11 protein-coding genes are annotated in these 13,737 nt (G+C 42.6%); 5 read left to right on the top strand and 6 right to left on the bottom strand.

Features of this window, described 5'->3' with window-relative positions; all coding sequences use genetic code 11:
* Window positions 1-144 precede the first annotated feature (144 nt).
* Together gyrA and FTV18_RS05565 are read left to right on the top strand one after the other, a co-directional pair.
* Window positions 145-3,117, top strand: a complete 2,973-nt coding sequence (gene gyrA, locus FTV18_RS05570; RefSeq protein ID WP_180016988.1) for a DNA gyrase subunit A — start codon at window positions 145-147, stop codon at window positions 3,115-3,117.
* A gap of 69 nt (window positions 3,118-3,186) precedes the next feature.
* Window positions 3,187-3,606, top strand: coding sequence for a DUF3887 domain-containing protein (locus FTV18_RS05565; RefSeq protein ID WP_125278447.1), 420 nt, complete (start codon window positions 3,187-3,189; stop codon window positions 3,604-3,606).
* Between the two features lie 33 nt (window positions 3,607-3,639).
* Here the strand turns inward: FTV18_RS05565 and FTV18_RS05560 are convergent, their stop codons facing one another.
* From FTV18_RS05560 to FTV18_RS05545, 4 genes are read right to left on the bottom strand one after another with little or no spacing between them, the layout of a single operon-like run.
* A complete protein-coding gene (locus FTV18_RS05560; protein WP_166137722.1) occupies window positions 3,640-4,731 on the bottom strand; it encodes an ABC transporter permease in 1,092 nt (363 codons plus the stop codon).
* Window positions 4,728-5,870 (bottom strand): ABC transporter permease, encoded by a 1,143-nt coding sequence (locus FTV18_RS05555; protein WP_180016986.1) that lies wholly within the window; start codon window positions 5,868-5,870, stop codon window positions 4,728-4,730. Before FTV18_RS05555 ends, FTV18_RS05560 begins: the two co-directional genes overlap by 4 nt.
* Window positions 5,871-6,950 (bottom strand): HlyD family secretion protein, encoded by a 1,080-nt coding sequence (locus FTV18_RS05550; RefSeq protein WP_179992663.1) that lies wholly within the window; start codon window positions 6,948-6,950, stop codon window positions 5,871-5,873. It lies immediately after the preceding gene.
* Between the two features lie 11 nt (window positions 6,951-6,961).
* The gene (locus FTV18_RS05545) at window positions 6,962-8,443 is read right to left on the bottom strand and encodes a TolC family protein (protein ID WP_159124431.1); all 1,482 of its coding nucleotides are present in this window, start codon (window positions 8,441-8,443) and stop codon (window positions 6,962-6,964) included.
* 436 nt (window positions 8,444-8,879) lie between these two features.
* Between FTV18_RS05545 and serC the strand changes: the two genes are divergently transcribed.
* The gene (gene serC / locus FTV18_RS05540; protein WP_166137710.1) at window positions 8,880-9,962 is read left to right on the top strand and encodes a 3-phosphoserine/phosphohydroxythreonine transaminase; all 1,083 of its coding nucleotides are present in this window, start codon (window positions 8,880-8,882) and stop codon (window positions 9,960-9,962) included.
* 599 nt (window positions 9,963-10,561) lie between these two features.
* Here serC and FTV18_RS05535 read toward each other — a convergent pair.
* On the bottom strand, window positions 10,562-11,494 hold the full coding sequence (locus FTV18_RS05535; protein ID WP_159124053.1) for a hypothetical protein: 933 nt from the start codon (window positions 11,492-11,494) through the stop codon (window positions 10,562-10,564).
* Between the two features lie 249 nt (window positions 11,495-11,743).
* Here FTV18_RS05535 and FTV18_RS05530 point away from each other — a divergent pair, with 249 nt between their 5' ends.
* Both FTV18_RS05530 and FTV18_RS05525 read left to right on the top strand, forming a co-directional pair.
* Window positions 11,744-12,229 (top strand): YaiI/YqxD family protein, encoded by a 486-nt coding sequence (locus FTV18_RS05530; RefSeq protein ID WP_159124052.1) that lies wholly within the window; start codon window positions 11,744-11,746, stop codon window positions 12,227-12,229.
* 15 nt (window positions 12,230-12,244) lie between these two features.
* On the top strand, window positions 12,245-13,138 hold the full coding sequence (locus FTV18_RS05525; protein ID WP_159124051.1) for a DMT family transporter: 894 nt from the start codon (window positions 12,245-12,247) through the stop codon (window positions 13,136-13,138).
* A gap of 20 nt (window positions 13,139-13,158) precedes the next feature.
* Here FTV18_RS05525 and FTV18_RS05520 read toward each other — a convergent pair whose 3' ends face one another.
* Complete coding sequence (locus FTV18_RS05520; protein ID WP_159124050.1) at window positions 13,159-13,722, bottom strand: PilZ domain-containing protein; 564 nt, start codon at window positions 13,720-13,722, stop codon at window positions 13,159-13,161.
* Between the last annotated feature and the right edge of the window lie 15 nt (window positions 13,723-13,737).

The raw sequence follows: 13,737 nt of genomic DNA, 5'->3' as shown, positions 1-13,737 counted from the left end.
ATGAAACAGATAAATTTAGCCTAGATTATGCTATACTGTACGACTAAATTTTAATATTGGTTCAGCTTTTTTTGAGCCGATTTATAGCTGGATTTACGACATATAAATGCAAGCCAAATCTGGCTTGTAGAATAAGGAGTATGCATGAGCGTATCGGAAATTAGACCGATTGCCATTGAGGATGAACTCAAGCACTCGTATTTAGACTATGCAATGAGCGTGATTGTGTCACGTGCCTTGCCGGATGTACGAGATGGTCTAAAACCTGTTCATCGTCGTGTGCTATTCGCAATGCACGAATTGGGCAATGACTACAACAAAGCTTACAAAAAGTCTGCCCGTGTTGTAGGTGATGTCATCGGTAAATATCATCCACATGGTGATTTTGCTGTTTATGAAACCATTGTCCGTATGGCTCAGGACTTTAGTCTGCGCTACCAACTGGTTGATGGTCAAGGGAACTTTGGTTCGATCGATGGCGATAGCGCTGCGGCAATGCGTTATACCGAAGTTCGTATGCGTAAGCTGACCCATGAATTACTGGCCGATCTGGAAAAAGATACAGTTGACTGGGAAGATAACTACGACGGTTCTGAGCGTATTCCGCAAGTCATGCCAACTCGTATTCCGAACCTATTGGTGAATGGTGCGGCCGGTATCGCAGTCGGTATGGCGACCAATATGGCGCCACACAACATGACTGAAGTGGTGAATGCGTGTCTGGCTTATGCAGATAATCCAAATATCAGCATCGAAGGTCTGATGGAATATATTTCCGGTCCAGATTTCCCAACGGGCGGTATTATTTACGGTAAATCAGGTATCGTGGATGCCTATCGTACCGGTAAAGGCCGTTTGCATATTCGTGGTAAATATCACTTTGAAGAAGATGCCAAATCTGGCCGTACTACGATTGTCTTCACAGAAATTCCTTATCAGGTCAACAAAGCGAAAACGATTGAACGTATCGCCGAGCTGGTCAAAGAGAAAAAACTTGAAGGCATTTCTGAACTTCGTGATGAATCTGACAAAGAAGGGATGCGTATTGCGATTGACCTGAAGCGTGGTGAAAATGCTGAAGTTATCGTCAATAACCTGTTCCAGAATACACAGTTAGAAAATTCTTTCAGCATCAATATGGTGTGTCTGGACAATGGTCAGCCGAAATTGATGAACCTGAAAGACATCATTGCGGCGTTCATTCGTCACCGTCAGGAAGTCGTGACACGTCGTACCATGTACGAACTGCGCAAAGCACGTGAACGTGGTCATATTTTAGAAGGTTTAACCGTTGCTCTGGCAAATATTGATGCCATCATCGAAACCATCAAAACTTCTGCCAACCCGGCTGAAGCGCGTGAACGTTTACAAGCAGGTGAGTGGGCAGCAGGCGGTGTGGCAGCATTGCTTGAAAAAGCGGGTGCTGTTTCTGTACGTCCTGACGAAATTGAAGGCGAAGATCCAGAGCGCCCATTTGGTATTGATGGTGAGGTGTATCGCTTATCTCCGACTCAAGTCAACGCGATTATGGAACTGCGTTTGCACCGTTTGACCGGTCTTGAGCAGGATAAACTTCAAGCTGAATATTCTGAAATCTTAGGTCAAATTGCTGAATACACAGCCATCTTAAATGACTTCAACTTATTGATGAACGTCATTAAAGAAGAGCTGGCATTGATTCTTCAGCAATATGGCGATGCGCGTAAAACAGATATTGTTGAATCTCGTATCGACTTCTCTCGTGAAGATCTGATTCCTGAAGAGCAAATGGTTCTGACCGTTTCAAAAACAGGCTATGCGAAAACTCAACCATTATCTGACTATGCTGCTCAGCGTCGTGGCGGTCGTGGTAAGTCTGCAACCAGCATGAAAGAAGACGATTACATCCAGCACATGGTTGTAACATCGAACCATGCTACGGTACTTTGCTTCACCAATGTCGGTAAGGTTTATCGCCTGAAAGTTTATGAGGTGCCACAAGCTTCGCGTGGTGCCAAAGGTCGCCCAATGGTGAACTTGTTGCCGCTGGATGACAACGAAACCATTACTGCTATCTTGCCAGTGATTGATGCACCGAAGAAATTCAAAGAACGTCTGGCTGACTTCAAGGCATTTGTGAAGACCAATGCTGCCCAGCTGCAAACCAATGAAGTGATCAATAGTCACTTTGCGGCACTAGAAGCAGCTCTTGCTGAATCTGAAGATGGTGCAGATGATATTTCTGATGCACTGCGTGTTCAATTGAAAGAGCTTGGTTTAGCACTTTCAACCACTGATCTTGATGCTGACATCATCAATGACTTTGCACAGCAAGCCGAAGCTGTTCGTAAGAACTTCTATGTGTTTATGGCGACTGAGTACGGTACGATTAAACGTGTAGAACTGGAACAGTTCTCAAATGTTCGTTCAAACGGTTTACGTGCGATTGAACTGAATGGCGATGACACCTTAATTGGTGTTGCGATTACTGACGGTGAACAGCAAATTATGTTGTTCTCGAACGAAGGTAAAGCAATTCGTTTCGCAGAGACTGACGTACGTTCAATGGGTCGTTCAGCCAAAGGTGTGCGCGGTATGCGCGTGACCATCGGTGCTTCTCAGGTTGAAGATGCAGAAGATGCAGATGTTGAATCTGATGATGAAGATACAACTGAAGCTAACTTCATTAGTCGTATCGTATCTCTAGTGGTTGTACCTGAAACCGGTGAAGTGCTGTGTGCTTCTGCAAATGGTTATGGTAAACGTACCCCGGTAGATGACTTCCCAACCAAGAAACGTGGCGGTAAGGGTGTGATTGCAATCAAGACCTCAGAACGTAACGGTGAGCTGGTCGGTGCAGTTGCGATTGACGCATCTAAAGAACTGATGCTGATTTCTGATGGCGGTACATTGGTACGTACCCGTGCTTCTGAAGTGGCACAGACTGGTCGTAATGCACAAGGTGTTCGTCTGATCCGTCTGGCTGAAGATGAAAAACTGGTGGGTGTAGAAGCGATTGAAGCAGTTGAAGATGAGTTGGAAATATTGGAAGATATTGAAAATACTGAATCTGCAGCTGATGATGTAACTGATACACAAGAAGCTGAAAAAGATGATGACAATACAGTAGAGGAATAAGTTCTGCTACTGATGAAAAAGGGCGCTTCGGCGTCCTTTTTTACACATCGGCTAAATGAGAGATAAATAATGAAAACCAGATTGATGCTTTTGACCGCAGCTATTGCACTCAGCGGCTGTAATAATGCAATGGACAGTATGCCCGATCCAAGCCCTGAGCAGGAAAAGGCAGCGCAAGTAGCTTATGAAGACCTGCGTGATGGAAAATATGACGAGTTTTTAGCTCAGCTTGAACCGAAGTTGCAGGCAGAGTTTCAAAACAATGAAAAAATCATGAAGCGTTTTTCACGTTCAATTCCGCAAGGTGAATATAAGTCCAAGACTATCATGAGAAAGAACTTCGAGGAAAATAACGGTAAACCGAGTGAATACAAGGTCAGCTATGAAATTGTCTATCCAAAAAATCTGGTTCAGTATGATGTGAGTTTTGACCAGCCGAATGGCAGTACTAAAATCCGCAACTTTAATATTCAGGTATTTGGTGAATAATTTTCAATGTGAATAGACTGAATAAATCCATATCTAAGAACGTGGGCGTAGCCGATAATAGCCTAAGCTCATACAGATGATGCCGATCACCAATAGATAAGCAAGCTTTCCTAGAATCATATAAGTGGGCACGCCCATCTGATTGAGCTGAATAAACATCTGCACGATTTGGGTCGAAGGTAAAGCTTGCCCAATAAGTTGGACCCAGACTGGCATGGCAGCATGCGGCCAGGCGACTCCTGAAAGCATAAAGAGCGGAATCGAAGTAAAAACAATGATATGACCGGCGCGTTCTGGCATGTCCAGAAAACTGGCGAATAGTGTGGTAATACCAATCATGCAGAATACAAAGATGGGTACAGCCAGCAGCATGCCCCAGAAATTTCCACCACGGGGATAATCAAAATACCAGAAAGTAAAACCAAACAGGTAATAACAGCCCAGACAGCCAATGGTCAGAATCGCCAAACTGATACCACTTAAGGTGGTCAGATTAATCACCTGTCTACTTTCTCGATACAACGCAATTAACATACTCAGGCCTAGAAAAATAGTCTGATGAATAATCAATGGCGCAACAGCCGGAAACACATAGCTGCCATAGCCAGAAAGCGTATTAAATAATGGAATCTGGTGAATGGATAGGGCAGGAGAGAAGTGTGAAATCTCGCTAAAGCGTTCAGCATATTCACTTAAGGTATTTTCTACTGAAGAGACCAAGCCTAAACCAATCTGTTTGGTAATTAAAAAGTTAGCAGCACTTAAGTACAGCCCAATCCCGCCATTTTCACCATGCCGGATAGATTGAGAAAGATTATCTGGTAATAATAAAATCCCGTCAGCTTTTTGAGTTTCCACCCAGTATTTGGCTTCAGCAAAATTTCCAGTCACCGCCTTGATTTGTACATTGGGGCTTTGGCTGACATGACTGATAATGGTATTGGTTAAAGCACTTTGCTCTTCGTCGACAATAATAATCGGCAAGGCTTCTGCCTGTTCAGCTTTATACGCCGTTGGATAAAAAAAGCTGTAAAACACAACCGATAAAATTAGGGTGGTAAAAATACTGGTATTGCTAATAATGTCTTTAAAAGTTTGGCAATAAGCTTTCCAGAGTGATTTCATGGTGACACTCCTTTGGCTGTTTTTTTGAGAAAGACATAGGCCAGCACAGCATAAAGCACGACATAAATGACGAGCACGAACATCGGTTGCAGTGAAAGAGAGAGCGGACTGCCAATCACCCATTGCTCCGTCTGTAATTTGGCATAGGGTGTATAGGGAATAATATTGGCCCAGAACTGGGTGAATAGTGGGGCATTATTAAGGGGCAAAGTCACCCCAGCAAAACTGAGCGATGAACCACCATAAACTGCTAGTAGACCAAAAGATTTGGTCAGGTCCTGAGTGGCCAGAACCACCGCACTACTGATAAAGGCATAGGCACTATAGAACAGTATTTGCGCCAGAAGAATTGGCCATAATGACCCGGCAATAAACCAGCCGCGAATTTCGACCAGCCAAAACATCCAAGCCCAGGTCCAGCAACAAAATATTGCTACATAAACCAGATTTTTAGACAGCAGTGCCGACCACAAGTTTTGTTGGGCAATCCAATGACTAACAGTATGTCGTTTAATTTCCTGACCCACAGCAAAAGCCACACAGCAACATAACAGCAAGTGCAAAATTGCCGGCACCATGTAAGGTTCCAGATAAAATTCATAATTCAGCTGCGGATTATACAGTGGGGAAATTTTAATATTCGGTGTAGGTGCTTCCAGATAGGGGAGCGTGTTACCTAGATACTGCTTGCCAGTAAATTCAGCCAGAGCCTGCAAGGTGCTAAGTAGCATAGCCGAAGAAATGGTATTCCCGATACTAAAATAACTCTGATTAAAAGCAATACTAATTTCAGCATCCTGAGCTTTGACCAGTCGTTGCTCGGCTCCGGCAGGAATATGAATATAGCCCCAGATTTTATTTTCGTTTAATAGCTTCTCGATTTCGACCGTTTGATCGGAAACGGTATGCACTTGTAGGGTATGATTCAAAGATAAATGATCATAAATCTTGCTGCTCAGGCTACTTTGATCCTGATCAATAATGGCGATTGGTAGATGATCCGGTTTGCCTTTGGCAAACATGCTACCAAGTAAAATCAGAATACAGGCAGGGGCGAGCAGGACCAGAGCCAGATCCCATTTTTCTCTGCATAAATAGCGTATTTCACGCTGAATACCCGCCCAGAATCCAGAAGCCATTTATTTTGGCTCTTTCAATTTAAACAGCACGCTCATGCCGACTTTTAGCTCAGGCATTTCAGTGACTGGCACAAGATGAACTTTAAAACTGCGGACATCATAACCACCGGTTTGGCGCGTGGTTTTAATGGTGGCAAATTCACCTTCAGCACTAATATTTTTTACTTTAAAAGTAGCTGATTGATTCAGTGCCGGAATAAACCCTTCAAGCTGTTGCTGTTTACCTAAAGCGGCATATTGGTCTTCACGAATATTCAGGCTAATCCAGCGTTCTGCCGAGATCAGGCTGACCACTGGCACTGCGGTTGCCACCAGCTCAGTGGCATTGCCATAGGTTTTGGAGACGGTACCATCAATCGGTGCCAATAATTCAGTTTCTGCTTCTAGTGCATTGGCTTCGGCGACTGCTGCACGGGCTATATCGACCTGAGCATCTGCAGAACTTTTCTGTTCTGGTGTACTGCCGCGTTTAGCCCGGGCATATTGCTGATAAGCGGCTTCTGTCATTTGGGATGCAGATTGTGAAGCTGCAAACAGTTCATCTCGGCGCTGGCGGGAAATGACACCCTCCTTAAACAGGTTAGCTCCACGTTGATAGGAAGTTTTAGCGAGTTGCTCCTGTGCTTTTAGTGACTGCCAGTTGGCATACAGAGAAGCGATATTTTCTTCCTGAGAACCACGTTCTGCGGTGGACTGAAGTGCTAATGCAGACTGTAAAGTAGCTAAAGCCTGCTGCTTTTTCGCCTCAATTTCAGGACTATGTAATTTTACCAGCGCCTGGCCTTTCTTGACGTTATCGCCTTCCTGTACATAAATCTTTTCAATCCGGCTTGGAACTTTGGTGGCCACTTGAACGGTTTCTGCCTCAACCCGGCCTTGTAGCTCGATTTCTTTGGGTTGATAGGTTTTCCATAGGCCAAACCCAATCAAAGCAAGAATCACTGGAATTAAAGCTAAAAGCAGATATTTTTTGCGCGATTTTTTTTCTGTGCTTTCAGGATTATCTGGCTCTGATTCACTGTAATTGATTTCTGAAGCCGTTTCATCAACAGGATGTTCTGGCTTTTGCTCATCTGTCATGTCTGGCTCCATTAACGAATATAGTGGGTATTGGCATGTTGCATGTAATTTGGAAATTCAACAATTGAGCCATGGCTCTGTAATAAGGTCGCGAGAGATATTACATATTTATAAGCGTTTAATGCCATTTCTGCCTTTAAACTGCTGAGCATGTTTTGGGCATCGATGACCTGAGTGGCTGTCCCGACTTCTTCCTTAAAGGATAACTCCTGAATACGCAGGTTTTCCTGAGCTGCTTTCAGGTTCTGCTGAAGTAGAGCATCACTTTGCTGGGCGCTGACTGCTTCACTAAATGATTTATAAATCAGGTTTTCAATCTCCTGCTGGGTACGCGCCGTCATGAGTTCAGCGGCATAGCGTTTCAGCTCTGCAGCCTGAATATTTTTATTTTTATCAATGCCTGAGAACAGGTTATAACGTGCTGCAACCCCCACAATCCAGTTTTGATGTTGATCCAAGCTATATTCACCAAACGCAAAAACATTTGGCTTTTTAGCGGCCTGCTGGGCTTTGACATTGGCTTTGGCCAGTTCGGTATCCATCTGCATTTTTTTGATCAGAGGAGAGTTCTGGCTAAAACTGCTGAGCAGAATATTCACATTTTGGGGTTCAGCACGATTCACAAACAAAGGTGTGCTTAGCTCGGTGATATTGCTATCCAGCAACAGATTATTTAGCTGAAATAGGGCAGCATTCAGATTGGCTTGGGCATTTTGTTGTGCGCGTTCAGCATTGTTGCGTGCCACTTCGAACTGCATGCGTTGACCTTTACTGATAAAACCCTGCTGTTCCAGCTTCAGAGCATTACGATAATGTTGTTGCATGGCATTTGAATTAAAGAGTGCTGCATCCAGTAACTGTTTTTGTAGTTGAACATTAAAGTAAGACTGAATCAGTTCAAAACGCTGCGTGTCCTGTTGCTGCTGATTGCTAAGTTCGCTACGTCCTGACTGAATATTGGCAATTTCTTTGGCGCTACGGGTGAGGCCTCCGGTATATAGTGGCATCATCACGGAAACAGTGGGACGAATCACCTGATCTTCAAGGACGACATTAGACGTATCCGGAATCAGACCAACTCCGCTATGAATAGTATTGTTAAGTCCTTCACGCAGTGGATCAGTAATACCTGCAGGTAGATCCACACCATTACTGGCTTCCCACTCATTAAGCCGGCCATTCACGCCTTGAGAGAGTGAATTTTCCAGATTATTTTTAAACTGCTTTAATGGAATATCGACTTCACTATGAAAGGCATAGGCACGAACATTCAGGTCAACACGAGGTAGGCCAATACCTTTGACAGCTTCTGCTTCAAGTTTTGACGCTTGCTCCAGACTTTGAAAAGCCTGGCTACTATAGGAACGTTGCAACAATTGTTGTTCTGCATCCTTAAAGCTGATGCTTTGTGCATAAGCAAAACTGCCATACATCATAGATGCAAGTACAGTCAGACCCCAGCAGACACATTGTTTATTTTTCTTCATATTCATAAAGTGGTAATGTAAAAGTCACATTAATTCAGTCTAAGCTGCATTATAAATCAAGTGCTTGCAGTGCAGGAATGGGTTAAGTTGTAGTATTGTTGTAATTTGAAACAATTCACTTCTCAAGTTTCAAGCTGATAGTTCTATGTCACTCTAAAACTTGAGCCGAGTTTAAATTCATTTTTCAATTATTTTATATTAGCGGCCGATTCAACATCTTCTAAGTATTGGATGAGATTGAATATTTTTAGCTGTACAATTTCTCATAAATGAAATCACCGAGTTAGAACAAAAAAATCAAAGATATTCAAATTATCCCTCGAATCTAGATTGGTTTTTTGACTCTATCTTCATTCTTGGATAGAAATAATTTTGTGCAAGCGGCGTCCAGATATGGTTAAATGCCATCATTTTATTGTGTTTCACTCTGAAAGGAAAAATCATGCGCGCGTACAACTTCTGTGCTGGTCCTGCTGCATTACCTACTGCCGTACTTGAAAAGGCTCAAGCTGAAATGCTTGACTGGCAGGGCAAAGGTCTTTCGATCATGGAAATGAGCCACCGTAGTGCAGACTATGTTGCAGTTGCGGAAAAGGCAGAAGCAGACCTTCGCAAACTCATGAATATTCCTGAGAACTATAAAGTACTGTTCTTGCAGGGTGGTGCATCTTTGCAATTCTCGGCAATTCCATTGAACTTGCTGGGTAAAAACAACAAAGCTGACTATATCCGTACCGGTATCTGGTCTGAAAAAGCATTGAAAGAAGCTAAACGCTATGGCGATATCAATGTGGTTGAAGCAGGCATTAAAACTGAAGATGGTAAATTAGCGATTGCTGATCAAAGCACATGGAATCTTTCTGATGATGCCGCTTATGTGCATTATGCAGATAACGAAACTATTGGCGGTCTGCAATTTGCCCATGTGCCAGAAACTGATAAGCCACTCGTATGTGATTTCTCTTCAAGCATTCTGTCTGCACCGATTGATGTTTCTAAATTCGGTCTGATCTATGCCGGTGCGCAAAAGAATATTGGCCCTGCAGGTTTAACACTGGTTATTATCCGTGAAGATCTGCTTGATCAGGCAAAACCTGAAATTCCAAGCATCCTGAAATATGCAGATCAAGCGAAAAACGGTTCGATGGTCAACACACCATCAACTTATGCATGGTATCTATCTGGTCTGGTATTTGAATGGTTACTGGAACAGGGCGGTGTAGACGCGATTCATAAAGTGAACCTGCAAAAAGCTGAATTGCTTTATGGCTATATCGATTCTAGCGACTTCTATGCAAATCCGATTGCCAAAGAAAACCGTTCAATCATGAACGTTCCATTTACCTTGGCAAATCCTGAACTTGAAAAACAGTTCCTGCAAGAAGCAAAAGAAAACCATTTGCTTAACCTTGCCGGCCACCGTTCAGTAGGCGGTATGCGTGCCAGCATTTACAATGCCGTACCGTTAGAAGGTGTACAGGCATTGGTAAACTTCATGGATGACTTTGCTAAACGCAATGCTTAATTCCTGAGAATTAAAAAACCCGGCAATTGGCCGGGTTTTTTTATCATTTAATTCGGGTTAAAAAACAAAGTTATGTAAGATATAGCCGCAAATGAGCATACCCAATACGAAAAATAGGCATGACATCATATCAAGCTGATAACGCGAGCCAAGATGATGCTCAACCTGCTGTAAATTTTCTTCTTGAACGATTTTCATAGATATTTATTATCCGATCTATTTATCGTAAATGATTATTTGTTGATCGTATTTTTACCATAAAAAATTGATTAAATAAAGTACATTCTTAACTAAACTTCATAAAGTATTAATTTTATTTAAATAACTGGCCTCAATATATTCATAAAAATAGAACTATTATATTAAGTCATTATTTTTATAATGTTTTTAATATGATTATTCAGTTTAAGATAACATTGAAAATGAATTTATTTGAATTTAAATCTGTGGATAAATCTATTTTTAATAAATTCAAAATCCATTAATTCTGATTTCAATTGTGGATAAAAAATAATCAGAATTGAGAGAATATCGCACTAAAATAAATAAAAAACAGGAGACTCATATAAAAATATGAGCCTCCGATCTGGATATTCAGCTTAAGCTGCTTTTCGATAGATATTGGCCTGAATCCACAGATTGCCCCGAATATATTGACCAATCTGGAAATCTTTATGCTTGTCATTGCGGGTGGCTACACGGATCAAGGTAGCCGGCTGGCCTTCATCATGAATCAGGGTAACATCATAGAGCATGTAGTCCTGATCCATAAATTGCATTGAAGTTTTACCGACAATATTGCCCTGGAACCAGGCTTCATCTTCCTGACCCATGGTCTCACCATAGAGATAAGCGACCATTTTGGAGAAATCAACCGTTACCGGTTCTTTGTCTTCTTCAGATTTCGGCTCCCAAGCATCGATCTGTTCCTGTAAATTATCCGGTGCAACACCATTATTTTCCGCAAGAATTGCATTCAGGGCACGGTGATGTTTGATAGAGGCAGGATCATCCACGACTAAATGTTCATGGTCAGTCACCACTTCCAGTTCATAAGCCCAAGCATTTAAGTTGACGATATAAGACTGGTCTTTTTCATAATGCGACCGGTTGACGCTGTACAGCGTATCAAAGGCATAGATGATATTGTTGGCACCCAGATTGAGACGCAACACAGCTTGGGTGTCGGATTTACAAGAAATAATCCGGTCAATCGTGGCTTTCACCTGGTAGGGACTGTCAAAACCCGGAAATGCGGTTTTCACAGCCTGTGGCTTGTTATTTTCTACGGCAATCACTTGGCTTAATTGTACCGCAGCTTTGCTCGGTCCCTGAATCAGCCAGGTGGTTTCATCCATATCGCATTCTTGTGTACACAAGCCCATCGGCATTACAGGTGCGTCAAGGGCTTTGCCTAACCACTGGGGAACATCTGTGCCTGGGTTTTCAGTAAGCAAGGTCCAATGTTCGACATGACTACCGAAATTTTGATCATCAATAGTGATGATCTCTGGGCTATTCTGTTTTTTCATATGCACAATTGATCTTGGATGACTTATTTATAGTTAATCGAGGGTCATTACGATTTTTCAAGTCACTCGAATGAATTTAAAAATTAAAATGCAAATCATGTGAAGTCAAATATTTTTCTAGTTGTGAGTGGCTGACTCATTTAATACGGTTGAGTTGAGTATTTAAATACCAGGATATTCAGAGAAAGAGCAGTTTTAGGCATCAACCTGCATCCTCTGATTTGCTACACTAGTCCAAATTTCTCCCTTATGGAAAGCTGTGTGTTGCCATTCAAACTTTGGGTCGATGCAGATGCATTACCTCGTATTCTGAAAGATGTGATTATCCGTGCCTCCGATCGTTATCAGCTTGAAGTCACTTTTGTGGCTAATCAGCCGGTAGGGATTACACCGTCGATTCGTATCAATTCTATTCAGGTGATGAGCGGGGCAGATGCAGCAGATCAGGAAATTGTTGATCGTATGAAAGAGCATGACATTGTGGTGACGCAGGATATTCCTTTGGCTGCTCAAGTCATCGAGAAGGGCGGTATCGCGATTCACCCGCGTGGCGAAATCTATACAGTGGCTAACGTCAAAGCACGTCTACATTTACGTGATTTTATGGATACCTTGCGGGGGGCTGGTGTACAAACCGGTGGCCCACCGCCGATTTCTGAACGTGATAAACGTGAATTTTCCAGCTCTCTAGATCAAACCATTCAAAAACAGAAACGTAAAACTGCGATTAAATAAAAAACGAGATCAAGTATGCCCCCAAAAAGTAACCTGATGTTGACCTATGCCTTGCTGGTTTTCATCTGGTCCACCACACCACTGGCGATTGTCTGGAGTGTGGAAGATTTGCATCCGATGTGGGCATTGGCGATCCGCTTCTTTTTGGCTTTGCCTCTGGCCTTAGGATTATTGTGGTTATTTAAAACCAGATTACCGCTTGATCGTGTTTCCCTGCATAGTTACTTGGCGGGTGCATGCAGTTTTATCGGCTCGCAAATTTTTACTTACTGGTCTACGGATTATTTAAGTTCCGGCATCATTGCCTTAATGTTCGGCTTGGCCCCCCTAATTTCAGGTCTGATTGGGCGTTTTGTCTTTCAGATGCAACTTTCGCTAAATCAATGGCTGGGAATGGGAATCGCTTTAATCGGACTTTCGGTGATCTGTCTAGGTGATGCAGATCAGCATATACAGCCAATTGGAATCGTGATCGCTCTGGTTGGTGTATTAGTTTATTGCGTATCTATGTTCTGGGTGAAGAAAATCAATGCACCAATTGATCCTATGGCACAGGCGGCCGGTTCGATTGGTTTGTCAGTCGTTTTTTCTCTGGGTATGTTGCCATTTATCTGGCAATACGCACCCACTGCTATGCCACATGCCAAGTCCTTATTTGGTCTGGTATATGCGGTAATTATGGCATCACTGATTGCGATGTTCTGTTATTTCAAACTGGTACAGAAGATTAAGCCGACGACTCTATCTTTAACCACCGTTCTGACACCGATGCTGGCCTTGCTGGTAGGTGTATTATTGAATAATGAAAAATTGCCGCTCATTGCTTTGGTGGGTGTAGTAATCTTATTGTTTGGCTTAGTGGTTTATTTCGCTAAAGAAATTAAGGCGAGCTATAAAGCCCGCCTTTAATAAAAAGATAGATACCAGTCTTAAGCAAAGCTGGCTTTCACACATTCGCCCAGTTTGACGCGATCCTGAGGATGCAGGGTAATGAAATAAGCACCCGTACGATATTTCCCGTTTTCTTCTGCACGACTGTAGGCCACCTGAGCGGTTGCCGCGATGTGGAAGAAGTTTTCCGGGTGACTTAAAGTCACATGCAGATAGGTTCCTTCACTAATCGGCTGATCACTAAAGAAGCTAAAACCAGTCTCTGAAAAGTTCACATGTTCCGGTACAGGTAACATGCTTTGTACAATTGCGTCATACAAAGAACCGGTAATAAGGTTTAATTTTTGGTTGAATAAGGATAAGATTCGAGCAATTTGTTGATCTTTTTCAGATAATTGTTCTAATTCGTAGTTAACAGCATGATCAAATTGATCTAGCTCTGCAAGTAGTAGAAAATAGCGGGGCAATACGAAATTAGCATCGTAAGGATCATTCAAGGCAACATCATCGGAAATAATCTGATAATTGATTCGTAAAGCAGCATCGATTCGAGACAGGACTCGTCTTTCAGTGAATCCGTTTGGATGCTGTACATTTTCCATAATTTATTACCTCGG

The sequence above is a fragment of the Acinetobacter sp. YH12241 genome (assembly GCF_013417535.1).
Classification (GTDB): domain Bacteria; phylum Pseudomonadota; class Gammaproteobacteria; order Pseudomonadales; family Moraxellaceae; genus Acinetobacter.
This window is presented reverse-complemented; position numbering and strand designations above follow the sequence as displayed.